The 23,064-nt window shown below is 59.8% G+C and carries 26 protein-coding genes; 13 read left to right on the plus strand and 13 right to left on the minus strand.

Features of this window, described 5'->3' with window-relative positions:
* Positions 1–26: 26 nt before the first annotated feature.
* The gene (locus tag O4H31_RS14240; protein WP_067622764.1) at positions 27–269 is read right to left on the minus strand and encodes an accessory factor UbiK family protein; all 243 of its coding nucleotides are present in this window, start codon (positions 267–269) and stop codon (positions 27–29) included.
* Between the two features lie 94 nt (positions 270–363).
* Between O4H31_RS14240 and lgt the strand changes: the two genes are divergently transcribed.
* From lgt to O4H31_RS14265, 5 genes are all read left to right on the plus strand, one after another.
* Positions 364–1,248, plus strand: coding sequence for a prolipoprotein diacylglyceryl transferase (gene lgt, locus O4H31_RS14245; RefSeq protein ID WP_269346815.1), 885 nt, complete (start codon positions 364–366; stop codon positions 1,246–1,248).
* Positions 1,245–2,303, plus strand: a complete 1,059-nt coding sequence (locus O4H31_RS14250; protein WP_269346817.1) for a class I SAM-dependent methyltransferase — start codon at positions 1,245–1,247, stop codon at positions 2,301–2,303. Before lgt ends, O4H31_RS14250 begins: the two co-directional genes overlap by 4 nt.
* Positions 2,300–3,055 carry a peptidoglycan editing factor PgeF gene (pgeF, locus tag O4H31_RS14255; RefSeq protein ID WP_269346819.1) on the plus strand — a complete coding sequence of 252 codons (756 nt, stop codon included), beginning with the start codon at positions 2,300–2,302 and terminating at the stop codon, positions 3,053–3,055. The genes O4H31_RS14250 and pgeF overlap by 4 nt, the downstream gene beginning before the upstream one ends.
* A 270-nt stretch (positions 3,056–3,325) precedes the next feature.
* Positions 3,326–3,469 (plus strand): hypothetical protein, encoded by a 144-nt coding sequence (locus O4H31_RS14260; protein ID WP_162931872.1) that lies wholly within the window; start codon positions 3,326–3,328, stop codon positions 3,467–3,469.
* 273 nt (positions 3,470–3,742) lie between these two features.
* On the plus strand, positions 3,743–4,462 hold the full coding sequence (locus tag O4H31_RS14265) for a Hint domain-containing protein (RefSeq protein WP_269346821.1): 720 nt from the start codon (positions 3,743–3,745) through the stop codon (positions 4,460–4,462).
* Between the two features lies 1 nt (position 4,463).
* Here O4H31_RS14265 and O4H31_RS14270 read toward each other — a convergent pair whose 3' ends face one another.
* Positions 4,464–4,964, minus strand: coding sequence for an Lrp/AsnC family transcriptional regulator (locus tag O4H31_RS14270; protein WP_040700523.1), 501 nt, complete (start codon positions 4,962–4,964; stop codon positions 4,464–4,466).
* 215 nt (positions 4,965–5,179) lie between these two features.
* Between O4H31_RS14270 and trxB the strand changes: the two genes are divergently transcribed.
* Positions 5,180–6,184, plus strand: a complete 1,005-nt coding sequence (gene trxB, locus O4H31_RS14275; RefSeq protein WP_269346824.1) for a thioredoxin-disulfide reductase — start codon at positions 5,180–5,182, stop codon at positions 6,182–6,184.
* A gap of 193 nt (positions 6,185–6,377) precedes the next feature.
* Entirely contained in the window at positions 6,378–8,090 is a 1,713-nt protein-coding gene (locus O4H31_RS14280) for a bifunctional sulfate adenylyltransferase/adenylylsulfate kinase (protein ID WP_269346826.1), read from the plus strand.
* Between the two features lie 59 nt (positions 8,091–8,149).
* Here the strand turns inward: O4H31_RS14280 and O4H31_RS14285 are convergent, their stop codons facing one another.
* The 3 genes from O4H31_RS14285 to O4H31_RS14295 all read right to left on the minus strand — a co-directional run bounded on the left by O4H31_RS14285 (position 8,150) and on the right by O4H31_RS14295 (position 9,744).
* Complete coding sequence (locus O4H31_RS14285; RefSeq protein WP_269346827.1) at positions 8,150–9,028, minus strand: PhzF family phenazine biosynthesis protein; 879 nt, start codon at positions 9,026–9,028, stop codon at positions 8,150–8,152.
* A 79-nt stretch (positions 9,029–9,107) separates the two neighbouring features.
* Positions 9,108–9,326, minus strand: a complete 219-nt coding sequence (locus O4H31_RS14290) for a DUF1150 family protein (RefSeq protein WP_007119022.1) — start codon at positions 9,324–9,326, stop codon at positions 9,108–9,110.
* Between the two features lie 4 nt (positions 9,327–9,330).
* Entirely contained in the window at positions 9,331–9,744 is a 414-nt protein-coding gene (locus tag O4H31_RS14295; RefSeq protein WP_067267324.1) for an Hsp20 family protein, read from the minus strand.
* A gap of 163 nt (positions 9,745–9,907) precedes the next feature.
* Between O4H31_RS14295 and O4H31_RS14300 the strand changes: the two genes are divergently transcribed.
* The 3 genes from O4H31_RS14300 (at position 9,908) to O4H31_RS14310 (ending at position 11,776) form a co-directional block, all read left to right on the plus strand.
* Positions 9,908–10,132 (plus strand): YdcH family protein, encoded by a 225-nt coding sequence (locus tag O4H31_RS14300; RefSeq protein ID WP_007119020.1) that lies wholly within the window; start codon positions 9,908–9,910, stop codon positions 10,130–10,132.
* Between the two features lie 95 nt (positions 10,133–10,227).
* On the plus strand, positions 10,228–10,713 hold the full coding sequence (purE, locus tag O4H31_RS14305) for a 5-(carboxyamino)imidazole ribonucleotide mutase (protein ID WP_269346831.1): 486 nt from the start codon (positions 10,228–10,230) through the stop codon (positions 10,711–10,713).
* A complete protein-coding gene (locus O4H31_RS14310) occupies positions 10,706–11,776 on the plus strand; it encodes a 5-(carboxyamino)imidazole ribonucleotide synthase (protein WP_269346832.1) in 1,071 nt (356 codons plus the stop codon). The genes purE and O4H31_RS14310 overlap by 8 nt, the downstream gene beginning before the upstream one ends.
* Positions 11,777–11,778: 2 nt before the next feature.
* On the opposite strand, the gene O4H31_RS14315 is transcribed toward O4H31_RS14310, so the two are convergent.
* Both O4H31_RS14315 and O4H31_RS14320 read right to left on the minus strand, forming a co-directional pair.
* Positions 11,779–12,921, minus strand: coding sequence for an alpha-D-ribose 1-methylphosphonate 5-triphosphate diphosphatase (locus O4H31_RS14315; protein ID WP_269346834.1), 1,143 nt, complete (start codon positions 12,919–12,921; stop codon positions 11,779–11,781).
* A complete protein-coding gene (locus O4H31_RS14320) occupies positions 12,908–13,708 on the minus strand; it encodes an alpha/beta fold hydrolase (protein ID WP_269346836.1) in 801 nt (266 codons plus the stop codon). The genes O4H31_RS14315 and O4H31_RS14320 overlap by 14 nt, the downstream gene beginning before the upstream one ends.
* A 63-nt stretch (positions 13,709–13,771) precedes the next feature.
* On the opposite strand from O4H31_RS14320, the gene O4H31_RS14325 reads away from it, so the two are divergent.
* Positions 13,772–14,236, plus strand: coding sequence for an NUDIX domain-containing protein (locus O4H31_RS14325; RefSeq protein ID WP_269346839.1), 465 nt, complete (start codon positions 13,772–13,774; stop codon positions 14,234–14,236).
* Here O4H31_RS14325 and O4H31_RS14330 read toward each other — a convergent pair.
* The 3 genes from O4H31_RS14330 to O4H31_RS14340 form a co-directional block, all read right to left on the minus strand.
* Positions 14,202–15,050: a DMT family transporter gene (locus tag O4H31_RS14330; RefSeq protein ID WP_269346841.1), complete on the minus strand. Its 849-nt coding sequence runs from the start codon at positions 15,048–15,050 to the stop codon at positions 14,202–14,204. The two genes, O4H31_RS14325 and O4H31_RS14330, sit on opposite strands and share 35 nt — an antisense overlap.
* Positions 15,051–15,245: 195 nt before the next feature.
* Positions 15,246–15,986, minus strand: a complete 741-nt coding sequence (locus O4H31_RS14335; RefSeq protein ID WP_269346843.1) for a sensor histidine kinase — start codon at positions 15,984–15,986, stop codon at positions 15,246–15,248.
* A gap of 70 nt (positions 15,987–16,056) precedes the next feature.
* Positions 16,057–17,397, minus strand: a complete 1,341-nt coding sequence (locus tag O4H31_RS14340) for an extracellular solute-binding protein (RefSeq protein WP_269346845.1) — start codon at positions 17,395–17,397, stop codon at positions 16,057–16,059.
* A gap of 137 nt (positions 17,398–17,534) precedes the next feature.
* On the opposite strand from O4H31_RS14340, the gene O4H31_RS14345 reads away from it, so the two are divergent.
* Together O4H31_RS14345 and O4H31_RS14350 are read left to right on the plus strand one after the other, a co-directional pair.
* Positions 17,535–19,604, plus strand: coding sequence for a sensor histidine kinase (locus O4H31_RS14345; protein ID WP_269346847.1), 2,070 nt, complete (start codon positions 17,535–17,537; stop codon positions 19,602–19,604).
* A 23-nt stretch (positions 19,605–19,627) separates the two neighbouring features.
* Positions 19,628–20,056, plus strand: coding sequence for a response regulator (locus O4H31_RS14350; protein WP_269346849.1), 429 nt, complete (start codon positions 19,628–19,630; stop codon positions 20,054–20,056).
* Between the two features lie 98 nt (positions 20,057–20,154).
* Here the strand turns inward: O4H31_RS14350 and groL are convergent, their stop codons facing one another.
* The 3 genes from groL to O4H31_RS14365 form a co-directional block, all read right to left on the minus strand.
* Positions 20,155–21,801, minus strand: a complete 1,647-nt coding sequence (gene groL / locus O4H31_RS14355; protein ID WP_269346851.1) for a chaperonin GroEL — start codon at positions 21,799–21,801, stop codon at positions 20,155–20,157.
* Positions 21,802–21,865: 64 nt separating this feature from the next.
* Positions 21,866–22,153 carry a co-chaperone GroES gene (gene groES, locus O4H31_RS14360; RefSeq protein WP_067267338.1) on the minus strand — a complete coding sequence of 96 codons (288 nt, stop codon included), beginning with the start codon at positions 22,151–22,153 and terminating at the stop codon, positions 21,866–21,868.
* Positions 22,154–22,319: 166 nt separating this feature from the next.
* Positions 22,320–23,000, minus strand: a complete 681-nt coding sequence (locus O4H31_RS14365) for a DUF2161 domain-containing phosphodiesterase (protein WP_269346854.1) — start codon at positions 22,998–23,000, stop codon at positions 22,320–22,322.
* Positions 23,001–23,064 lie beyond the last annotated feature (64 nt).

A 23,064-nucleotide genomic window follows, 5' to 3' on the forward strand; every position in this document is an offset into this window, starting at 1 on the left:
GATCAAATTTGGCCTGGGCTCGGGCCTCAGCCCTTGGTTTCGAGCTTGTCGAGCCGCGCTTTCAGCGCTTCGTTCTCTTCGCGGGCCTTTTGCGCCATGGCACGCACCGCGTCGAACTCTTCGCGGGTGACAAAATCACGATCAGCGAGCCAACGGTCAAGCATGCCCTTCATGGCAGTCTCGGCCTCATCCTTGGCACCCTGGGCGACGCCCATCGCGTTTGTCATCATCTGTGATACGTCATCGAAAAACTTGTTACGGGTCTGCATGTCTGGCCTCCGGAGGTTTGTTAGTCTCTATATGGGGCGCGAAGCCCTTACTCGCAAGGTTGACTTCCCCGCGCGGCCTTGCTCAATCAGCACCATGATAGCCATGCTCCCCTTCCCCGATATCGCGCCGGAAATCTTTTCGGTTAACCTGTTCGGCACCACCTTCGCGCTGCGCTGGTACGCGCTGGCCTATATCGTGGGCATTTTGCTGGGCTGGCGCATCGCCACCGCGGCGGTCAAACGCCCCCAACTGTGGAAGAATGACACGCCCGTCATGAAGCCCGGACAGGTCGAGGACCTGCTCTTTTGGGTTATTCTGGGCGTCATTCTTGGCGGACGCTTGGGCTATGTGCTCTTTTATCAACCAGCCTATTACCTGTCGAACCCCGCCGCCATCTTGCAGCTTTGGGAGGGCGGCATGTCCTTCCATGGTGGGGCGCTTGGGGTCATTTTGGCCGGGCTCTTCTATACATGGCGGCATCGCATCCCGGTGATCTCAACCGGAGATATGGTCTGTTTGGGGCTGGCGCCGGGCCTGTTTCTGGGGCGGCTGGCGAATTTCATCAACGCCGAGCTCTGGGGTCGTCCGACCGATCTGCCTTGGGGCGTGGCCTTCCCCGGCGAGGCAGCGCAGTTCTGCCCCGACGTGGCCGGCATCTGCGCCCGGCACCCCTCGCAACTCTATGAGGCGCTGCTGGAGGGGCTGCTCTTGGGCGGCGTGTTGATCTGGATGGCATGGAAACGCGGCGCGCTGAAAATGCCCGGCCTGATCGGCGGCACCTTCCTTGCGGGCTATGGCGCGGCACGTTTCGCGGTTGAATTCCTGCGCCAGCCAGATGCGCAATTCGTCACCTCCGGCAATCCATTGGGGCTGGCGTGGCATACCGGCGGCTGGGGGCTGACCATGGGGCAGATCCTGTCGCTGCCGATGATCGCCGTAGGCATCTTTCTGATCATCCGAGCGCGGCGACAGGCATGAGCCTGAAGGACCATCTGCTCGCGCGGATCGCCTTGGAAGGGCCGATGCGGCTGGACGACTATATGCAGTCCTGCCTGTTGCATCCCGACTGGGGCTATTACACGACCCGCGCGCCCTTTGGCGCAGAGGGGGATTTCATAACGGCGCCGGAGATCAGCCAGATGTTTGGCGAATTGATCGGCCTCTCGCTGGCGCAAAGCTGGCTGGATCAGGGTGCGCCCACGCCTTTCACATTGGCCGAGCTTGGGCCGGGGCGCGGCAGCTTGATGGCCGATTTGCTGCGCGCCTGCGCGCAGGTGCCGGGATTTCTGGCCGCTGCGAAGATTACGCTGGTCGAAGCCTCCCCCGCTCTGCGCGACGTGCAGCGTGAGACGTTGCGGGGCCATGAGGTCACTTGGCTGGATAGCGCTGCAGACTTGCCCGATGCGCCGCTTTTCCTGATCGCGAATGAGTTTTTCGACGCGCTGCCGATCCGCCAGTTCATCCGCCAAGGCGCGGGCTGGGCGGAACGGCGGGTTGGCGCGGCAGAGGGCGCGCTGACCTTCGGCCTTGGGCCTGTGACCCCACAGCCCGCCCTCACGCACCGGCTGGAGGATACGAAGGACGGCGATCTGGTCGAGCTTTGCGCCCCGGGGGCAGAGATCATGCAACAGATCGGCAGCCGCATCGCAGATCATGGCGGCGCCGCGCTGATCGTCGACTATGGCGATTGGCGGGCCTTGGGCGACACCCTGCAAGCATTGGCGAACCACGCCCCCGTAGACCCGCTGGCCAGCCCCGGCCATGCCGATCTGACCGCTCATGTCGATTTCGAGGCGCTCGCCCTCGCCTGCCCCTGCCCCCATAGCCGCGTCGTCACCCAAGGCGTTTTTCTTGAGCGTTTGGGCATCACCCCCCGCGCGCAGAAATTGGCCGAACTCCTGACCGGTGACGCGCTTGGCAGCCACATTGCCGCACATCGGCGGTTGACGCACCCGGCGGAAATGGGAAACCTGTTCAAAGTGATGGGGCTCTACCAAAAAGGTCAGACCCCGCCCCCGGGGACAGAAGTATGACGCTCGAAATTCTCACATCAGATGCGCTTGCCCCTCTGCAGCACGGGTTCTTCACCCGCCGTGGCGGCGCGTCATCGGGGGTGTTTTCCGGGCTGAACTGCGGCAGCGGCAGCTCGGACCAGTCCGAGATTGTGCGCATCAACCGCGCCCGCGCCGCCGAGGCGATGGGCCTCCCCGCCGACCACCTTGTCGGGGTGCATCAAGTCCACTCTGCCACCGTCGTTACCGTGACTGAACCGCGCGACGACAAGCCCCGCGCCGATGCGCTGGTGACCAAAACCCCCGGCATCGCCCTGTCGATCCTGACCGCTGACTGCCAGCCCGTGCTCTTTGCGGATGCGCAGGCCGGTGTGGTTGGCGCGGCCCATGCGGGCTGGCGCGGCGCGCTTGATGGGATACTTGAGGCGACCGTCGATGCGATGGTTGATCTGGGCGCCACGCGCGAAAAGATCACTGCGGTGATCGGCCCCTCGATCAGCCAACGCGCCTATGAGGTCGGGCCAGAGTTTCTCGACAACTTCATGAGCGTCGACCCCGAGTTTGCCCGTTACTTTGCCCAAGGCGAAGGTGACCGTCTGCATTTTGACCTGCCGGGCTTTGGCCTGAACCGGTTGCGGGCCGCGGGTGTGGGCCATGCGGAATGGACGCGGCATTGCACCTATGCCGATCCCGCGCGATTCTATTCCTACCGGCGCACGACCCACGCCAAAGAGGCGGATTATGGCCGCCTGCTCTCGGCCATCACGCTTTGAACGGGGCAAGATTGGGGCGAGGGTCGCCCGTTTCATGCCGCATTACTGCCGCCAGACTGGACGCAATCGCGCCCGTTTTGCTCAACTGCTTCTCGAGCAGGCGATAACTGTAGGAATTTAAACACTTTATAGATTGTGGCCTTCCCGCCCCAAAGCGCCCAACTCAGCCGTCAAATTCGCGCAAGTTTCTCACCCATCGTCAAAAACCGGCCCGATTGCACTGCGATAGTGAATGGAACGATGCCCGCATGACCGAAGAGGAACCGAGCCATGAAAAAGAACCCGCGCTTCATCAAGTCCGTCGTCGAGACCGCCGCAAAGACGGACACCGTCATGCCATGGGCGCGTGGCGCGCGCCGCGCCGCCTTTATCGCAAAGCGCGCTGGCAACGCCCCGGTCCGCAAGACCGCCTGACAAGTTTCCCCCGGTACCGGCGCCAAAGCGTCCGGTACAAATGACCGCCCCTCGGGACGTTGATTCGCCTCGGGGGGTGTTTTCATGCAAATATGGCAGCCAAGAGCCGGGCCAAGAAACATACCGCGATTTCAGCGGAAATTGGCGCGGGATAGGCTGTGAATATCCCGGATATTTTGACAATTCCGGCAGAACATGGCGAATTACCTGTCAGTCCGCGCCCAAAAAGGGCCGCGTTCCGCCCCGCTGCGCCGGGTAGATAAGGGGTTTTGCATGACACAGACCGCCGCCACCGATCTGGAAGTTCCGCCGCCTGCGCCAATGCGCAGTTATGAAATTGCCGCCCTGCGCGCCGATGGTTCGCTCTATATCGGGCAAGGCACTGCCCCCGCCGCGCCGCTTTTCGAATCCGCCTTTGCGGCCTTCGCCCGCGGGACGCTGATCCAGACGGTGCAGGGCGACATCGCCATTGAGGACCTTCAGCCCGGCGACATGATCAACACCTCATCGGGGGAACCGGCGCGATTGATCTGGATCGGGTCCAGCAGCTTTATCCCGGCGGACAGCGGGCGGCGGCTTTCGCTGATCCGCATCATGCCCGACAGTTTCGGAGAGGGGCGCCCCAGTTCGTTCCTCACCCTTGGTCCCGCCGCACGGGTACTACACACGCCGCCTCACCTGCGGGCAGAGGCGGGCAGCACCCGTTTGCTGACCCCGGTTCGCGCGTTTTTGGATGGGGTCAACGTGATTGAGGTCGCCCCGCCGACCCCGGTGCGCCTGTTCCATATCTGCCTGTCGCGCCATGCGGCGATCAAGGCAGGCGGGTTGGAGATGGAGACCTTTCACCCCGGTGCGCAGGCTCTGCGCGACGCCGCGCCCAGCCTTCGGGATCGGCTTCTGTCGATGTTTCCGCAGATCGCGCATGCGACGGATTTCGGCCCCCTTGCCCATCCCCGCGCGCCTGAAACCACAGAAGATAGTTCAAAGGACTGATTCAGGGCGCGGTCGACAGCCGCGCTTCCAAAACGTCAAAGGGTACGCCGGGATCATCCTTGGCCCCACGGATCACAAGGCTCGTCTTTACGCTTTCCACATTCGGCGTCGTCAGCAATTGCCCCGTGAGGAAACTTTGAAAACTCGACAGGTCCGGCGCCACGCATTTAAGGATGAAATCAACCTCACCGTTGAGCATATGGCACTCGCGCACCAACGGCCAACCGCGACATTTCTCTTCAAAAGCGCTCAGATCGGCCTCGGCCTGACTGGCAAGTCCGACCATGGCGAAGACCTGCACCTCAAAGCCCAGTTCGCGCGCATCTACATCGGCATGATAGCCTTTGATGTAGCCTTGTTCTTCCAAGGTGCGGACCCGGCGCAAACAGGGCGGCGCAGAGATGCCCACGCGCTTGGCCAGTTCGACATTCGTCATCCGGCCATCCGATTGCAATTCGGCCAAGATCATCCGGTCGATCGGATCTAGTCGTGTACCCGCCATATCATCCTCAGTGAATTTTCGATTCTTATAGCAGCCTGCGTGGTACGCGCAATAAAGTTTCACACAAGCGCAATAATCTTTGTCTCGGCCCTTAAACCGAACCAGCCGCCCGCTCACGCAAGCGTAATGGCAGAGCGGTGACGGTGGGGGTTTAACGGCTTCCCCGCTATCGCTATATGAGGCGGGCAATATCAATGACAGCCCGGGGGCGCCAGATGGCCGAGACACGTAAAACCAAGGTACTGATCATCGGCTCCGGCCCTGCGGGCTATACCGCCGGGGTCTATGCAAGCCGCGCCATGTTGGAGCCGATCCTCGTTCAAGGGATTGAGCCCGGCGGCCAGCTGACCACCACCACCGAGGTCGAGAACTGGCCCGGCGACAGCGAGGTCCAAGGCCCCGACCTGATGATCCGCATGCAGGACCACGCCCAGGCCATGGGCACCGAGATCATCGGCGACATCATCACCGATCTTGACCTCTCAAGCCGTCCGTTCCACGCCAAAGGCGACAGCGGCACGACCTATGTCGCCGACGCTGTGATCCTTGCCACCGGGGCGCGGGCCAAATGGCTGGGGCTGGAGAGCGAGGAAAAGTTTAAAGGGTTCGGCGTGTCGGCCTGCGCCACCTGTGACGGCTTTTTCTACCGGGGCCAAGAGATCGTGGTGATCGGCGGCGGCAACACCGCCGTGGAAGAGGCGCTGTTCCTGACCAACTTCGCCTCCAAGGTCACGTTGATCCACCGCCGTGATGAACTGCGCGCTGAGAAAATCCTGATCGACCGACTGATGAAGAACCCCAAGATCGAGCCGCTGTGGTTCCACGAGCTTGAGGAAGTCTATGGCACCGACAGCCCGCTGGGTGTCGAAGGCGTGAAGGTTAAACACGTCAAAACGGGCGAGATCACTGATATCCCGGCCAAAGGGGTGTTCGTGGCCATCGGTCACGCGCCCTCGAATGAATTGGTGAAGGACGTGTTGGAAACCCACATGGGCGGATATGTCGTGACCAAACCGGACAGCACTGAAACCTCCATTCCGGGCGTCTTTGCCGCAGGCGATCTGACAGACCACAAGTATCGCCAGGCGGTGACAAGCGCCGGCATGGGCTGCATGGCCGCGCTGGAAGCTGAGCGTTTTCTGGCCGAAGTGGGCGATGATGAGGGCAAGGACACCTCCCTTCCGCTTGGCTATGGGGCCGAAGTGAAGGAAGACGTTTAAGTCAACCGAAGGCGCGGCGGAGATAATTCTGGTTTCCGCCGCCCTTGAACACCCGAATTGCAGGCCATCCCGAGATCGCGGGATAACAGCCTTTAACGATACGATCCCCCCTAGAACTATAGACTTTTTACGCCTTTTGCAGCTATGGCAGCCAAGACCGAAGCCGCCTGCCCCCTGAAGAAAAGTGATAGTTATGATGCCCAGCAACCTGACGCCGATCCCCGAACTCTATGTCTCTTATGAGTCTTCGCAAAAGCTGAAGATCGAAGCCGGCAATCTGGTGAGCCTTGATCTCACCCCGCGTCAGATCTGCGATCTGGAGCTTTTGATGAACGGCGGTTTCAATCCGCTCAAAGGTTTCCTGTCCGAGGAAGATTATGACGGCGTGGTCGAGAACATGCGGCTGGCCGATGGCAGCCTCTGGCCCATGCCGATCAACCTCGACGTCAGCGAAGCCTTCGCCGAAAAGCTGGAACTGGGTCAGGACATCGCCCTGCGCGACCAAGAGGGCGTGATCCTTGCGACCATGACCATCACCGACCGTTGGACCCCCAATAAGGCACGCGAGGCCGAGAAGGTCTTTGGCGCCGATGATGATGCCCATCCGGCGGTGAACTATCTGCACAACCAAGCGGGCAACGTCTATCTCGGCGGCCCGGTGACCGGCATCCAGCAGCCCGTACACTACGATTTCCGCGCGCGCCGCGACACGCCTAACGAGCTGCGCGCCTATTTCCGCAAGCTGGGCTGGCGCCGCGTCGTGGCCTTTCAAACCCGCAACCCGCTGCACCGCGCGCATCAGGAACTCACCTTCCGCGCCGCCCGTGAGGCGCAGGCCAACCTGCTGATCCACCCCGTTGTCGGCATGACCAAACCCGGCGATGTCGATCATTTCACCCGCGTGCGCTGCTATGAGGCGGTGCTCGACAAATACCCTGCCGCCACCACCTCGATGAGCCTCTTGAACCTCGCCATGCGCATGGCTGGCCCGCGCGAGGCCGTCTGGCACGGGCTGATCCGCAAGAACCACGGCTGCACACACTTCATCGTCGGCCGCGACCACGCTGGCCCCGGCAAGAACTCCGCCGGTGAGGATTTCTATGGCCCCTATGACGCGCAGGACCTGTTCCGCGCGCATCAGGAGGAAATGGGCATCGAAATGGTCGATTTCAAACATATGGTCTGGGTGCAGGAACGCGCTCAATATGAGGCCATGGATGAGATCAAGGACAAGGACGATGTCACCATCCTGAACATCTCGGGTACCGAGCTGCGCCGCCGCCTGCGCGAAGGTCTGGAGATCCCCGAATGGTTCTCCTTCCCCGAGGTCGTGAAGGAACTGCGCCGCACCTCCCCACCGCGCTCGAAGCAAGGTTTCACCGTCTTCTTCACCGGTTTCTCCGGCTCGGGCAAATCCACCATCGCCAACGCGCTGATGGTCAAGCTGATGGAAATGGGCGGCCGCCCTGTGACGCTGCTGGATGGCGATATCGTGCGGAAAAACCTTTCATCTGAGCTGGGCTTCTCCAAAGAACACCGCGATCTGAACATCCGCCGCATTGGCTATGTCGCGAGCGAGATCACCAAGAACGGCGGCATCGCGATCTGCGCGCCCATTGCGCCCTACGCGGCCACCCGCCGCGCGGTGCGTGAGGACGTGGAGAACTTCGGCGCCTTCGTAGAGATCCATGTCGCGACCTCGATCGAGGAATGCGAACGCCGCGACCGCAAGGGGCTCTACAAGCTGGCGCGCGAAGGCAAGATCAAAGAGTTCACCGGCATTTCCGACCCTTACGACGTGCCGCAGAACGCCGAACTGGTGCTGGAGACCGAGAATGTCGAGGTCGACAACTGTGCCCATCAGGTGTTGCTGAAGCTCGAGAACATGGGGCTGATCGCGGGGTAAACCGTTCAGCTTTTGCCAAGGACAACGCAGCCCCTCGGGGCTGCGTTTTGCGTTTGGGGTCAGACCACCTCGGGCATGAAGACTTGGCCCGACATCACCACGCGCCCCTGCCCCGCCACACGCACACCGGTGATCGCATCGCGGGGGCCAAGCACCTCGACCTCCGCCCGTCCCGGACGGCCCATGAGATGCCCCTGTTCGGCGGCAAATCGGGGGTTATCGATCAGCCCCCGCGCCCAGAGATAGGCCGCCATTGCGCCTGTCGCCGATCCGGTGAAAGGGTCTTCGGCGGGGCTTGGTGGGGCCAATAGCAGCCGCGCATAGGTATCGCCCGCTGCTGTTGCGCCGTCGAGTGTTACCCAAAAAGGCTCCATCATATCGCTGTCTTGCCCCAGATGTGCGTTGTAATCCGCCAGCGCCTCGGGGTTAAGCTTCAGCCCTTCCAAGACGGCGCGACTGCGCAGAACGGTGATACAGAACGGCAGCCCGGTGGAGACCACCTGCGGCGGGGCGATGATATCCCCGTGTGCCACGCCGCCCACCTTGGCGACGAGCTCGGCAGGTACTTCTTCCCCGAAAACAGGCGCGGTCTGGGTCATTGCGATCTGGGCACCGCGGACCTCTATCTCCAAGACACCCGCGCCCGTCTCCAGCCGCAGCGGCCCTTCACCGATCAGCCCGCGATGGCGCAGGGCCGCGACGGTGGCGATGGTCGGATGGCCGGCAAAGGGTATCTCTCGGCTGGCGAGGTAGTATTTCACCTTGAAGTCAGCGATCTCGGACGGCCCTGTAAAGGTGCATTCTACCAAAGATGTCTCACGCACATAGGCCGTGCACAGGTCATCAGGCAGCACCGCCCCGCCATGCACCACGGCACAGCCATTGCCGCCAAAGACCTGATCGGTGAAAGCATCCACCCAGTCGAAATCGAAATCCATACGCCCGCTCCCAATAACAAAAGGCCGCAGCGGATTGCGGCCTTGCATCGAGCTTAGCGTATCGTCGTGAACGTTGGCGTCAATGCACCATGACCGGGCGGTAGTCATGCTCTCGCGCCAGCGAGAAAGCGAGTTTCTGATCGCCGACGAGGGCCAGTTGCTGCCCTTCGGCGTCGTGGACCGCATAAAGAAGCTCAAGCCCTTCCGCCTGATCGCGCACTTCGCGCGGCAGATCGGCGACAGCGATGGTTTTAACATAGACCATACGGTCATTTCCGTGGGTGATTGCGTCTTGCATGATGTTACCCCTTCTTGATCTTGATGGTTTGAACCACCGTTTCAGGCTTGGCGCGGGTCAGGTCGACGTGCAGCAGACCATTCTCCATAACGGCTTCGCCCACATCGACCCCATCGGCCAGTACGAACGAGCGCTGAAATTGTCGCGCGGCGATTCCACGGTGCAAAAACACCCGATCTTCACCATCGTCAGACTGACGCCCACGGATCACGAGCTGTCTATCCTCAACTGTTATCGACAGATCCTGTTCCGAAAAACCAGCCACGGCAAGTGTGATCCGATAGCTGTAGTCAGATGTTTGTTCGATATTGAACGGCGGATAACCTTCGTTTCCGGCTTTGGCGCTGCGTTCAAGCACCCGTTCCAATTGTTCAAACCCAAGCATATGCGGGTAAGAGGCAAGCGTTAATTTCGTCATGCGACACGTCCTTATCAGGTCAAGCGACAGTGTTTCACAGGCCCCGCAACCGGCAACCCGTTGCATTGAATATGGGGGGGCTTTCTTGCCTGCGCAAGGGCTATGCCAAATGATCTCAAGCGCTTATATTCAAGGTTCAGCTGCCCAACGGAATCACCTACCCATGAATGCCCCTACCGATCTGTCGATGAAAACGGACGAAGTGCTGCGTGTTGAACTTGAGGTCTTCCGACGGGAACATCGCGATCTGGATGACGCCATCCACGCTCTTGTTGAAAAGGGAACTGGCGATCAACTGACCCTACAGCGGCTGAAAAAGCGCAAACTGCGGCTCAAGGATCTCATCGCCCAGATCGAAGACCGCCTGACCCCCGACATCATCGCCTAAACCTTGATCTCTGTTGCCTGCGGCAATCATCGTTGCCACATGGGTCGGGATGGGTATAGTGCGCGCTCTGATCCACCAAGAGAAGGCCCTGCGCAATGACCACGCCCCCGGTTGGCATCATCATGGGGTCCCAGTCCGACTGGGCCACCATGCGCGAAGCAGTAACCCTGCTGGAAGAGCTTAACATCCCCTTTGAGGCGCGCATCGTGTCCGCCCATCGCACGCCAGACCGGCTGTGGGACTATGGCAAAACGGCCGTGGACCGTGGTCTGCAAGTGATTATCGCAGGCGCTGGCGGTGCGGCGCATTTGCCGGGCATGATGGCCTCCAAAACCCGGGTGCCGGTGATCGGCGTGCCGGTGCAGACTAAAGCGCTCTCGGGTGTGGATTCGCTCTATTCCATCCTGCAGATGCCGCGCGGCTTTCCGGTCGCGACCATGGCCATCGGTGCCGCAGGCGCGGCCAATGCGGCCTTGATGGCGGCGGGCATCCTCGCCTTGCAGGACGCAGAACTGGCCAAGCGGTTGGACGATTGGCGCGACGCGCTCAGCGCCTCGATCCCCGAGGTGCCGCATGACTGAGCCACTGCAAACCGGCGCCACCATCGGCATTCTGGGCGGCGGCCAATTGGGCCGGATGCTCTCTGTCGCCGCCGCGCGGCTAGGCTTTCGGACCCATATCTTTGAGCCGGGTGCCAACCCGCCCGCCGCCGATGTGGCCCATGCGGTGACCACCGCAGGCTATGACGACCACAGCGCGCTAGAGGCTTTCGCCCGCGCCTGTGACATCGTGACCTTCGAGTTTGAGAACATCCCGACCGAGGCGCTCGACGTGGTGGAGGCAATCACCCCGATCCGCCCGGGCCGCGAAGCACTGCGAATTTCGCAGGATCGATTGACCGAGAAAACCTTCCTCGGCGACCTCGGCCTGAAGGTGGCGCCTTTTGCCGATGTCACCGACGCCGCCAGCCTGAAGGCCGCCGTGGCCCAGATCGGCACGCCCGCGATCCTCAAGACCCGGCGTTTCGGCTATGACGGCAAAGGCCAAGCGCGGCTGAAAGACGATGCCGACCTCGACACCGCTTGGGCCGAGATGAACGGTGCGCCTTCGGTGCTCGAAGGGTTCGTGAATTTTAGCGCCGAGATTTCCGTCATCGCCGCTCGCAGCGCCACGGGCGAAGTCGCCTGTTTCGATCCTGGTGAGAACGTCCACCGCGATGGCATCCTGCACACCACCACCGTCCCGGCAAAGATCAGCAACGCGCAGCGCACCGATGTGGTCTTGCTCGCCGGTCGGGTGCTTAACGCGCTTGAGTATGTCGGCGTCATGGGGGTTGAGCTTTTCGTCACCCCGCAGGGGCTGATCGTGAACGAAATCGCCCCACGGGTGCATAACTCGGGCCATTGGACCCAGAATGGCTGCGCGATCGACCAGTTCGAGCAGCACATCCGCGCCGTCGCGGGCTGGCCCTTGGGCGATGGTCAGCGCTATGCGGATGTGGTGATGACCAACCTCATCGGCGACGATATGGACCGCGTGTCAGAACTTGCCCGCGCGCGCGACACCGCGCTGCATCTCTACGGCAAGGCCGAGGTGAAACCGGGTCGCAAGATGGGCCATGTGAACCAGATCATGCGCGCCTGAGGTCAGGCGACGAAACGCTCCGCAACCGCGCCGGACATGAAGCTTACCCGCCCCGCCACGAAAGTGGCGGCGACGCGGCCCGTGGCCTTGTCCAACACAATGATATCAGCGCGTTTGCCCGGTGCCAGCGTGCCACGATCGGTAAGGCCCAGCACCTGCGCCGGCCCGGATGAGACCAGCGCCCATGCCCCCGCAAGGTCGAGCAGCCCGCTTTGCGCCAGCATCAGGGCGGCACGGCGCGGCGAAGGGTAATGGTAGTCTGACGCCAAGGCGTGACATAGCCCCATGCTGATCAAATCCAGCGCCGACAGATTGCCGTTATGCGACCCGCCGCGCACCACATTGGGCGCGCCCATGATCACCGCATCGCCCGCCCCATGCGCGGCCTCGGCGGCCTCCTGCGTTTCGGGAAATTCTGCCAGTGTCACACCCCGGGCCCGCCACAGGCCGCGCCCCTCGGCGGTCTGATCATCATGGCTGCCCATTTTGACCCCGCGTTGCGCCAGTTCTGCACACAGTCGATCCAAGGCCGCTGGCACTTCATCGCGCCGAGCGTGCATCTCCTGCATTTGAGCCAAATGGCTCTCGGGGCTACGCCCAGCCTTCAGCGCCTGCCCCACCAGCCGTTTCGGCATCTTACCCGCCGCCAAACGGTCATGCGGCAGGTGATCGTTGAACACCACATAGCCCACGCCCCACTCCGCCATACGCTGCGGCAGACTGTCATAGAGGTCGAGCATATGGGTCTCAAAGCGCAACTGCGGGCGAATATCCGTGACCAATTCCGGCGCCGTGTCGCGGATGCCAGAAAAAACCTGATCGGCAAATTCCAGCCCCCGCAGGCCGCCCTCCCAACTGACGAATTGGGCCAAAACAGCCGTGGTCATGCCGTTGGCCGCCAGTTCCGCCTCTGCGGCGACCAGCCCTTCGGAAAGCTGCTTCATCGCCCCGCGGCGCGGTGCCAGATGCCGCTCGAAGGCATCGCCATGCAGGTCGACGATCCCGGGCAGCACTCGGAAGCCAGTCAGGTCGACGCTCCGCCCCACCGGGCGGTCATTAATCACCCCTTCGGCAAAAGACAGCGGCGCGCGGCTAAGCCCTTCGGGATGCAGGACCTCTGCGTTCATCAGGTCAAGGTTTGGCATCGTCCCCTCCCAACCCCGGCAGGCACCCGCCTTCGGGGCAGCCAATCGCGTTCAATACACCATCAATAAAGGTCATTGACCGGTCAAAACTGCCGGTTTTCAAAAACGCCATGGTCTGGGCGATAACGCGCGGGTTGTTCATCATGAAAGTGTGGGTCACGGGCAAGACGATATGCTCTTTCATTCCCGCCACACGGGTCGACGCGACCGAGACTTTCCCGTCATCCGGACCCGGCAAAAGGCTTGAGAAATAAGGGTTCAGAGACTGTGACCCCGCGATCACGCCCAACTCAAACGGCACAGGCGGCAATTGGTTCGGGAGCGCCCCAACCCCGGTGCCGATCTCGGCCCCGGCCGGGCCGTTCAACCACTCGAAGGCGGGGTTCTCGACCAATTCGTCAACCACTTCGCTGCCGTGATTGGGCGGCCCCAGCATCACCACGCGGCCGACACGGTCGGCACCAGCCTCTGCCACCCATTTGCGCACCAGAATACCGCCCATGGAATGGGTCACGAAATCAATCTGCGCGGTGCCACAAGCGGCAACCGCCTGTGGCAAGGTCTGCTTAGTCAACTCAGCGATATTGGCTTCGGTCGAGGGATAGCCGGGGCGCACCACGCGGTATCCTTCGGCGGCCAAGGCGGCTTCCATAACGGCGAAAGACATCTCGGTTCGTGCCAGCCCATGCAGCAATACAACACAGCGGCCTGCAGCCGTTTCAGCCGCTGCAGGCAGAGGAATCGCCAGCCAAATCGCGGCGATCAGCAAGGTGAGTGGTTTCATCATGCCCTCCAGATAGACTGATTGGCGGTACTGTGAAATGGTCTTGGCGCGTTACCTGACGAAAGTATGCCGATGCCCCGCCCCTGCCCCCGATTGGCCGCCCGCGCTGTCTTGCTGCACGAGGACCGCCTCCTGCTGGTCAATGCCTATGCCGACAATCGGCTGGGTTTGATGTGCGCCCCCGGCGGTGGGGTAGAGGCCGGCGCCTCCCTGCCCGACAACCTGCGCCGCGAGGTGTTCGAAGAGACGGGCCTGACGATCTCGGTCGGCGCACCCTGTCTGATCAACGAATTCCACGACCCCAGCGGCGATTTTCATCAGGTGGATATCTATTTCAGGTGCCATATCCTTGGCCCCGCCCAGATCGCGTCAGACTGGAAGGATCACGAAGCCATCGTCACCCGACATCAATGGGTCACCAAAGCCGAATTGGCGCAGATTCCACACAAGCCCGACAGTCTCGGCGCGGTCGCCTTTGGTCCGGCGGAGGCGGCGATCACCTACGATCCGTTGGAGCCGATCTTGCGCTGATCGCCCAAGCAATCCCGCCCAGAACCAACGCCGTCGCGATAAGCAGCGTGAAGTTCAGCGGTTCACCCAAAAGCAGCGCGCCAGCAAGAATGGCGATGATCGGCACGCTAAGCTGCGCCACCGCCGCCGTGCCACCGTCGATCCGGGCCAGCACCGCATACCACAATGCGTACCCAAGGCCGGAAGTTACCCCACCGCAAAGCGCGCCCAACAGCAGGCCCGTCATACTGAAATGCGAGCCTGTCAAAGCAGGCAGGATAAGCATGAAAGGCAGGCAAAGCAGAAAATTCGCCGAAGTTGCCGCCAAGGGATCGCCCGATGTGCGGCCAATGATCGTATAGGCGGCCCAGCCCATCCCCGCGGCGACCATCAATCCAGCGCCCATGATATCTGTTGAACCCTGCCCATCCGGCCAAAGAACAAGCACCAATCCGGCAAAGGCCGCGGCGGCGCCTGTGATTTGCCGCGCGGTGGGTGCCGCACCGGTCATCGCGGCGTAGGTAAACATGGTAATCTGCACGACACCAAAAAGAATAAGCGCACCGAGCCCAGCATCCAACGTTAGATACGCGAGGCTAAAACCAATCATATAGACAGCAAGGCTGACAGCGCCGCCGATCCTGTTGCGTCGCAAGAGCGGCAGCCGCCCACCCCGTAGCGCCACCATGATCCCCAAAACCAAAGCACCTGCGGCGACGCGAACGAGCGCAAAGCCCGCAGGATCAATATGCCCACCGTCAACTGCCATCCGTGTTAAAATGGAGTTTGCCGCAAAAGCGCACATGGTGAGAGCGGAGAGAAGGAAAAGCTGCATGACCATTCGCTTAGCCCTCCTACCCAACTGCGCCAAGTGCTGATTCTTCTCTACATAGCAATCTAACTGGGTCGTGATGACAAACCCCCTCGATTTGACCAGCGCGATCGGATGAGGCGATCAAATCAGCGCATCATCACGACAGGTGAAACCTGGTGCGCTTGCCAGGGTCATTCGAGGTTCATGTTGCACTTCCTAAATTACACCCTCCAAACGCACCTCTACCGACGTACCGCGTTCGGCACCGGTCGAAATCAAACGGGCATATCCGCCATAACTCCCGGCGATCTTTCGAACCAAAGCCAGCCCAAGCCCGGAGCCTTCCACCTCGTCCCGGGATCGCAACGTGGTCATCGGCTTGAAAACACGCTCGTGAAATCGCGGATGAATCCCCGGCCCATCGTCTGAAACGGTCAACATTAGGTCAGACCCTTCGCGCCATGCCGCCACCTCGACCCTTCCTGAAAACTTGTCATGATGCTTGATCGCGTTTCCGATCAATGCCGAAAAGAGCGTGTGAAGGTCTGCTTCATCAATATGGAATGAGCCGCAACCAAAGTCATGATTAATCCGGAAACCACTGGACGGCCCAATCTCCTTTACCGCAGCATCGAATGTCTCTTGGAGACTAACCTCTTGCGGATTCGCCATCTTCCCTGCACGGGAATACTGCAAAAGATCGTACAGCATCCGATCCAAACGCTGCGTATGCCGTTTCATCAAGGCTATGGAACTATGCACCGAAGGACTTACCTCAAGCCCAGCCTCCTTGATATCTTCGGCAATCCATTCTGGCAGTTCCAATAGCGCGCGGATGGAACCCCGCAGATCATGGCTTACCAAATGGATAAACTCCTCTGCGTCCGGCGCCGTATTTGGCTGTTCCCCCGAAGGGATTTCAACGTCGAGGGACGAATATAGCTGGGGATGGGTCATATCACTAACGCCCTACGCATGACCGTTGGACAGAGCCCCGCAGCTGCCGGATCAAAGAATAAGGCTGCCATTACGCGATATCCCGCAGCAAACGCTGCGCATTCGGCGGATACTTTTGGCGAAGCCGCGCCCAACGTTGTATTTGCCTCTCCCGCCCCGCTCGGCTGGTGATAAGCTGCCACCGCTGCGCCACACGGTTTAGGGCTATTTTCGGCGCGACCTCGCCCTGCAGCGCCCGATCCAAGCCGCTTCCTAAAGCCTGAAAATAATCAGATTGCCCTTTTAGGTAGAAATCTGGAATTGCCCCGTCAAGCGACGCACGATGCACCTTGAGAAACGGTTTTGAATAAGCATCTTCAACGCCCGGATCGCTGTAGTGTTCCTTTCGGTAAGGGTCAAAAAAGCCCTCTGGCTGCCGAACGGCCAGTGTCGACATCTCAGGTGTGACCGCGAAAAGAGCAAATAAATAGGCGAGTTCCTTCTGTGCTGATGTTGCACTGACGACAAAGCTCCACCCCCAATTGAAATAGGGTGTTGCAAGGAGTTCCCCCCCAACTTTCCCGCCGGGCGTTGGGCCATAAATCATCCGCCCTCTCATCGACGACCGGGGAGAGTTCAGATATTTCTGCGTACCACCCCAGCCAATATTGCAATAGATATCGCCTTTCCCATATCGCGCCCAGTTTTCGAACAGCCCAAGGTTAGAGGTATCAGGGACGAGGCTGTCTGTAATCGCAATCAATTCCTCCAACGCCGCTACACCCGGGTCTTCAGCGATTTGCGGGGTCATATCGAGGGACAACGGCCAATACCCTTTGGCGTGAAATCGAATCCACCACTCCCACGCCAGATACCCCGGCGTTCGAAACAACAACCCGCCATATCGACCAGCTTCTGGCGCATGAAAAAAACGTATTTGCCGATCCAGCTCCGCCCAAGTCTCTGGCATAGCAAGTGGATAACCAAAGCGATCAGCATAGCGCGCCTGTTCGTTCGGATCGTGAAGCATCTCGCGATGGTAAAACATCACATAGGCGTCGCCATCCGTTTGGAAACCATAGGTCTGACCGTCAAACCTATCCCCTTCCTGATAGAGGATAGGGTCGCGAAATCCCGTCGGCTCATAGCGTGCGGCGTAGTCATCCAAAGCGTGGATTGCCCCCGCGGCAACGAGGTCTGCCACCCCAAAGGTCGCAGGCAGGGCAACGTCATATTTCGCCTCCCCAAGTACACTATTTAGCATTAGCTCCGCGTTGATCTGATCGACATGCACCTCTTGAAGTTCGACTTTCACCCCAGTTCGCTTCGTAAACACCGCCGCGACCGGTTCAAGATTGGCACGTGACCCTTCCGGAAGCAGCACAGAGAGCGTTTTGGCATCTCCAACCAAACCACGGGCTTGCGCGGCCACCTTTATATCCATCGTCTCCCCAGATACCGGACCGGCGATAAGCGTGCTAAGACCGGCACCCAGTCCGATCGAGAACCTTCGCCTTGTCAACCTGGGTCCGCCAAACACACTGCAATCCTCCAATCAGCGGCTGGGGGATGACCCCCTCTCGCTTTGATGAACCCGGTTTTAGAGCCGTGGCGATTAACATTGCGTTAATTGGTCCCAGCTATTCAGTCAGCATGGTTACGATGCATCCCCCATGGTCGCTGCGGCAGTTTCTCGGCAGTCGTATCAGCACCCGCCTAAGGGCAGCGCTCCTTCTCGTGGCGGCCATTATTGGCGTTGCGGGATGGGCTGCTACGGGTCAGATGCGATCTGTGCTGGTCAGTCACGCTCATTTGAGCCAATCGGCGCTTCCTACGTTGGCTATTTCCCAGCAAATTGAGCGGTCGTTGAACGGTGTATTCCTTTCAATTGAGCAGCTTAATCAATTAGATCCCTCCGTGCCGCCAGATACGCTCGGGAAAGACATCGCAGCAAAAATCGACAAAACTTTTGAGCTTTTAGAAAATCTGAAGACAATGGAAATCGCGCTCCCGCTGGCAGTGCAGCTGGAGGCTCGGCTGCATATGGCGCGGCGGGCATCTGATGCGACAGTTTTCAGCCTTCAGGAAATGCGGCGCGCCGAAGGCCAGATCCTCACAAAGCTTGATCTTGTCGAGCAAATTCAAGAACAGAATCATACTATCATTGATGATTTGGCCTACCGACTTTCACGGCAAACAGAAGCCCTGCTGAGTGAAGTCTCGGGAAGCTTTGCATCCGGTGATGCTGCCCCAGAAGATCGCCCTTCAGGCTTTCCCGACATGTTGTTGAGCGCAATTAATCTGAATGATATTAGGCTAAGCCTCGACACGCTCATTAACATCATCAACTCCCAAGGACTACAGAACCAACTCCTTCAACTTGAGCGCGCGCGACTTCTTGTCGAAGAACATTTCCAAGATGCCATCACCCGTTTACCGCGCATTCATGAAGCAGCCAGTAGACGGTCGCTGGCCCGCCAAATTGACGCGCTGCGCGACGTGCTGCTTGATCCCGAAAAGGGCTTCTTCGCGCATTCAGCGGCACGTCTGCGGTTTCACGAAAGCGTTCAAACGCTACAAGCCGAACACGTGCCCATGATCGTGGGGATTTCCGACATATCCTCCGATCTGACCCAGAACACATTGCAGCGGGTAGATCTAGCGACAGATGCGCTGCGCGACACCATCCAGCGGGTCATCTGGACCGTTGGGCTCACCGTTGGAAGCGCGCTTCTCGTGATTGCCCTTACCAACGGCTTTGTTGTTGAGCGGCAGTTTAACCGTCGCATCAATCGATTGACCAATTCCGTCACGGCTATCGCTCAGGGTGACCTTGATCACCCCGTCACCGTGCGAGGGCAGGACGAACTAGGAGAGATGGCACGTGCATTAGTTGTGTTCCGAACAACTGCGGAAGAGTTGCGGCGCTCGAATATTGAGCTCGAGAAATTTGCCTATGTGGCCGCCCACGACCTGCGCTCTCCCCTCCGTGCGGTGCATGAACTAAGCCTTTGGGTCCTTGAGGATGAGGAAAATGCGCTGAGTGCGGAAAGCCTAAGCTATTTGCTTATGTCACAACAACGGATCGATCGGCTCAACCGCCTTCTGAACGATCTTTTGGACTACGCCCGGGCAGGACAGGACCAACCTGCGCCAGAGCCCGTACACCTTGCTCGATTGGTGGCAGACCTTGCCCGCTATACCGACACGGAGGGTCGGTTTAAAATTAGCTTTGCCGGGACAAACCAAATCATCGATCTACAGCTTACGCCGTTGCAGCAGATTTTGGGCAACCTGATCTCAAATGCAATCAAACACCATGATCGGGATCATGGCACCATCCATGTTAACGCCGAGGTGAAGCAGGACCGTGTGGTTCTAAGCGTCCGCGATGACGGGCCAGGGATAGAACTTCGGCACCAGGCAAAGATATTTGAACTTTTTCAGACGCTTAAACCGCGTGATGAGGTTGAAGGGAGCGGCTTGGGCCTCGCCATCGTAAGCAAGCTCGCGTCCCACCAGAAAGGGAGGGTCACGCTGCTCTCCGACCCAGATGAAGGGCGCGGTTCGACCTTTGTTGTGGAGCTTCCATTGGCAACGCAATCGCACCGCAATCTGCCCGTGGCAGCAGCGGCATGACCCAAGCCGAAAAGGAAAATTAGATGAAAACGACGCCCGCAAAATTTCTTATCGTAGACGATGACAAAGTCAGCGTGATGGCCATGCAACGGGCGATGCGCAAGTTGAAGATCGTCAACGAAACGGCGGTTTGTCACGACGGGCAACATGCGCTGGAGTTTCTGGCGGAGGAGATAAAACGGCATGGGCGATTGCCGCCCTATATCATCACGCTTGATCTCAACATGCCGCGTATGGGCGGGCTTGAATTCTTGGAAATTGTCCGCGCCGATCCGGCCTTGGAACGAATGGTGGTTTTCGTCTTTACCACATCCGATATGCCCACAGACGTTCAGTCAGCCTATAGCAAGAATGTCGCGGGCTATATTGTAAAAGAAAACCCGTCAGAGACCTTTGCAAACGCGCTCGATATGCTGAACTCCTACGCCCGGATTGTAGAACTGCCCTGTTAAGGGCGCTGACTATAACGCGCGGTCAAATCCCTCGCCCTGAACGGAAAGAGGCGCGCCATTTCTGGCGCGCCTCCGGGTCTTGAGCCAATTGGGCTGGCTTACATCATGCCGCCCATGCCGCCCATGCCGCCCATGTCGGGCATGCCGCCGCCGGCACCTTCTTTGGACGGACGGTCAGCAACCATCGCTTCGGTCGTGATCAGCAGACCAGCGATCGAAGCCGCGTCTTGCAATGCTGTACGCACCACTTTCGCCGGGTCGATGACGCCGAACTTGAACATGTCGCCATATTCTTCGGTCTGCGCGTTGAAGCCGAACTTCAGGTCGTCGCTTTCGCGGATTTTGCCGGCAACAACCGAACCGTCCACACCAGCGTTCTCAGCGATCTGACGCAGCGGTGCTTCCAGTGCTTTGCGCACGATGGAGATACCGACGTTCTGATCGTTGTTGTCGCCTGTCAGGCCTTCGAGCTTTTTACCGGCCTGAACCAGAGCAACACCACCGCCTACAACGATACCTTCCTGAACAGCGGCACGTGTCGCGTTCAGAGCGTCGTCAACGCGGTCTTTGCGCTCTTTCACTTCGACTTCGGTCATCCCGCCGACGCGGATCACGGCAACACCGCCTGCCAGTTTGGCAACGCGCTCTTGCAGTTTCTCACGGTCGTAGTCAGAAGTGGTTTCTTCGATCTGGTTACGGATCTGCGCAACACGTGCTTCGATCTCGGCCTTCTCGCCAGCGCCGTCGACGACAGTGGTCTCGTCTTTGGTGATCGACACTTTCTTGGCCGAACCCAGCATGTCCATGGTGACGGACTCGAGCTTCATGCCGAGGTCTTCGGAGATCACCTGACCGCCTGTCAGAACCGCGAGGTCCTGCAGCATGGCTTTGCGACGGTCACCGAAGCCCGGTGCCTTCACAGCAGCAATCTTCAGACCGCCACGCAGCTTGTTCACAACGAGGGTCGCCAGGGCTTCGCCCTCAACGTCTTCAGCGATGATCAAGAGCGGCTTTTGGGACTGGATCACCTGCTCGAGCAGCGGCACCATCGGCTGAAGGCTCGAAAGTTTCTTCTCGTGCAGCAGGATGATCGCGTCTTCCAGATCGACAGTCATCTTGTCGGAGTTCGTAACGAAATAGGGGCTCAGGTAGCCACGGTCGAACTGCATGCCTTCGACGACATCGGTCTCTGTTTCCAGGCCTTTGTTCTCTTCGACGGTGATAACACCTTCGTTGCCGACTTTCTGCATCGCGTCCGCGATCTGACGGCCGATCTCTTTTTCGCCGTTGGCGGAGATGGTGCCAACCTGTGCGACTTCGTCGCTGTCGGATACGTCACGGGCAGCGGCTTTGATCGCTTCGACGACCGTGGCAGTTGCCAGATCGATACCGCGCTTCAAGTCCATCGGGTTCATGCCAGCGGCAACCGATTTCATGCCTTCTTTGACGATAGCTTGGGCCAAAACAGTTGCGGTGGTGGTGCCGTCGCCTGCTTCGTCGTTGGTCCGGGAAGCAACTTCCTTGACCATCTGTGCGCCCATGTTCTCGAACTTGTCTTCCAGTTCGATTTCCTTCGCCACGGATACACCGTCTTTGGTGATGCGCGGTGCGCCGAAGGATTTGTCCAGAACCACGTTCCGGCCTTTGGGGCCGAGTGTGACTTTCACCGCGTCGGCGAGGATGTTTACACCCTTGAGCATCCGGTTGCGGGCATCGGTGTCAAATTTGACGTCCTTAGCAGCCATGTTGTCTTCTCCTAAAATCTTGGATTGATGTGAGCGTCTTCAAAGGGTCGGCAAGCCGAATGGCTTACGCTATGATCCCCATGATGTCGCTTTCTTTCATCATCAGCATTTCTTCGCCGTCGACGGTGACCTCTGTGCCGGACCATTTGCCGAACAGGATTTTGTCGCCGGGTGCGACGGCCATTTCGATCAACTCGCCGTTGTCCTTGCGTGCGCCGGTGCCCACGGCAACGACTTCACCCTCGGAAGGCTTTTCTTTGGCGGAATCAGGGATGATCAACCCGCCGGCGGTTTTCTCTTCGCTTTCTGTACGCTTTACCAGCACACGGTCATGAAGCGGTTTCAATGCCATCTTTGCAGCTCCTTAAGGCTCAAAGTTACTCTTCCAAGCCACCCCCTCCGGGCGAGGGGTGCAGCCGTTAGCACTCAACCCTTGTGAGTGATAACGAGGCATAGCTAAGCAGCGGCCCGCGTCCTGTCAACAACGGCGTTGAAAAATTTTGCGTCGGTTGGAACCGTTAACCAGCGCCCAGAATGCGCCCCGCCGTGGCTACGGCTTCGGCGCCTGCTGGGGTCAGTCCGTAAATGCCTTTGTCGACCTTTTCAAACCACCCATAGTGGTCGTCGCGCATCATGCGGGTTGCCGCCGAGACTCCGGTGGCGCGGGCCACATCCGCGCCTTTGCTCGCGCCTGCCTCAAAGAGGAAAATCGCAAGTTTCAACGCGTCTTGACGGTAGGCGGTCACCAGCCCCGCGCGGGTCTGGCCGCCGTCATTCGGATCCCCCTGCCGCCTGGCGAATTCGCGCAAGAGCATCGCCGCCCGTTTGGCATTCTTGCGCGGCGCATAGGAGCCGGGATCACAATGCACCTCGACCAACCCGTCCGACAGCCGCACTGTAATCAGCCCCAGCCCGAGCCGCCGCGCCAGCGTGACATTATCCTTCACCGCTTTGGCAAAGCGTTTGCCGGGTTGGCGAGCCACGGCAAGGTAGACGTCATCCGAAACCTTGAGCCTCGCCAAACATTGATGAAACAGCGCCAGCGAAAAGCCGAGCTTTAACTCCACCACCACCGGCGGCTCGGCCCCACGCACTGCTACCACATCCGCCGCGCCGACTTCGGCTTTGACCACATAGCCTTGATCTTCAAGGAAAGCCTTGATCGGCGGGTAAAGGTCGGTTTCGCGCAGGGTGCTCATGGCGCGCAACTTGCCCCATCGCGCGGCGCTATGCAAAGGGGCCGCGCGCCCCTAGACTGACGCG

The organism is Sulfitobacter dubius (assembly GCF_027214245.1).
Lineage (GTDB): Bacteria > Pseudomonadota > Alphaproteobacteria > Rhodobacterales > Rhodobacteraceae > Sulfitobacter > Sulfitobacter dubius_A.

What these genes read in the sequence shown, in the direction of transcription:
- O4H31_RS14350 (WP_269346849.1), top strand. Translation starts at nt 19,628, where the DNA reads ATGAAAACGACGCCCGCAAAATTTCTTATCGTAGACGATGACAAAGTC.
- O4H31_RS14315 (WP_269346834.1), bottom strand. Translation starts at nt 12,921, where the DNA reads ATGCCAAACCTTGACCTGATGAACGCAGAGGTCCTGCATCCCGAAGGG.
- O4H31_RS14365 (WP_269346854.1), bottom strand. Translation starts at nt 23,000, where the DNA reads ATGAGCACCCTGCGCGAAACCGACCTTTACCCGCCGATCAAGGCTTTC.
- O4H31_RS14265 (WP_269346821.1), top strand. Translation starts at nt 3,743, where the DNA reads ATGACACAGACCGCCGCCACCGATCTGGAAGTTCCGCCGCCTGCGCCA.
- O4H31_RS14300 (WP_007119020.1), top strand. Translation starts at nt 9,908, where the DNA reads ATGAATGCCCCTACCGATCTGTCGATGAAAACGGACGAAGTGCTGCGT.
- O4H31_RS14310 (WP_269346832.1), top strand. Translation starts at nt 10,706, where the DNA reads ATGACTGAGCCACTGCAAACCGGCGCCACCATCGGCATTCTGGGCGGC.
- trxB (WP_269346824.1), top strand. Translation starts at nt 5,180, where the DNA reads ATGGCCGAGACACGTAAAACCAAGGTACTGATCATCGGCTCCGGCCCT.
- O4H31_RS14260 (WP_162931872.1), top strand. Translation starts at nt 3,326, where the DNA reads ATGAAAAAGAACCCGCGCTTCATCAAGTCCGTCGTCGAGACCGCCGCA.
- O4H31_RS14240 (WP_067622764.1), bottom strand. Translation starts at nt 269, where the DNA reads ATGCAGACCCGTAACAAGTTTTTCGATGACGTATCACAGATGATGACA.
- O4H31_RS14295 (WP_067267324.1), bottom strand. Translation starts at nt 9,744, where the DNA reads ATGACGAAATTAACGCTTGCCTCTTACCCGCATATGCTTGGGTTTGAA.
- O4H31_RS14270 (WP_040700523.1), bottom strand. Translation starts at nt 4,964, where the DNA reads ATGGCGGGTACACGACTAGATCCGATCGACCGGATGATCTTGGCCGAA.
- pgeF (WP_269346819.1), top strand. Translation starts at nt 2,300, where the DNA reads ATGACGCTCGAAATTCTCACATCAGATGCGCTTGCCCCTCTGCAGCAC.
- groES (WP_067267338.1), bottom strand. Translation starts at nt 22,153, where the DNA reads ATGGCATTGAAACCGCTTCATGACCGTGTGCTGGTAAAGCGTACAGAA.
- O4H31_RS14280 (WP_269346826.1), top strand. Translation starts at nt 6,378, where the DNA reads ATGATGCCCAGCAACCTGACGCCGATCCCCGAACTCTATGTCTCTTAT.
- purE (WP_269346831.1), top strand. Translation starts at nt 10,228, where the DNA reads ATGACCACGCCCCCGGTTGGCATCATCATGGGGTCCCAGTCCGACTGG.
- O4H31_RS14330 (WP_269346841.1), bottom strand. Translation starts at nt 15,050, where the DNA reads ATGCAGCTTTTCCTTCTCTCCGCTCTCACCATGTGCGCTTTTGCGGCA.
- O4H31_RS14290 (WP_007119022.1), bottom strand. Translation starts at nt 9,326, where the DNA reads ATGCAAGACGCAATCACCCACGGAAATGACCGTATGGTCTATGTTAAA.
- lgt (WP_269346815.1), top strand. Translation starts at nt 364, where the DNA reads ATGATAGCCATGCTCCCCTTCCCCGATATCGCGCCGGAAATCTTTTCG.
- O4H31_RS14345 (WP_269346847.1), top strand. Translation starts at nt 17,535, where the DNA reads ATGACCCCCTCTCGCTTTGATGAACCCGGTTTTAGAGCCGTGGCGATT.
- O4H31_RS14325 (WP_269346839.1), top strand. Translation starts at nt 13,772, where the DNA reads ATGCCGATGCCCCGCCCCTGCCCCCGATTGGCCGCCCGCGCTGTCTTG.
- groL (WP_269346851.1), bottom strand. Translation starts at nt 21,801, where the DNA reads ATGGCTGCTAAGGACGTCAAATTTGACACCGATGCCCGCAACCGGATG.
- O4H31_RS14250 (WP_269346817.1), top strand. Translation starts at nt 1,245, where the DNA reads ATGAGCCTGAAGGACCATCTGCTCGCGCGGATCGCCTTGGAAGGGCCG.
- O4H31_RS14335 (WP_269346843.1), bottom strand. Translation starts at nt 15,986, where the DNA reads ATGACCCATCCCCAGCTATATTCGTCCCTCGACGTTGAAATCCCTTCG.
- O4H31_RS14285 (WP_269346827.1), bottom strand. Translation starts at nt 9,028, where the DNA reads ATGGATTTCGATTTCGACTGGGTGGATGCTTTCACCGATCAGGTCTTT.
- O4H31_RS14320 (WP_269346836.1), bottom strand. Translation starts at nt 13,708, where the DNA reads ATGATGAAACCACTCACCTTGCTGATCGCCGCGATTTGGCTGGCGATT.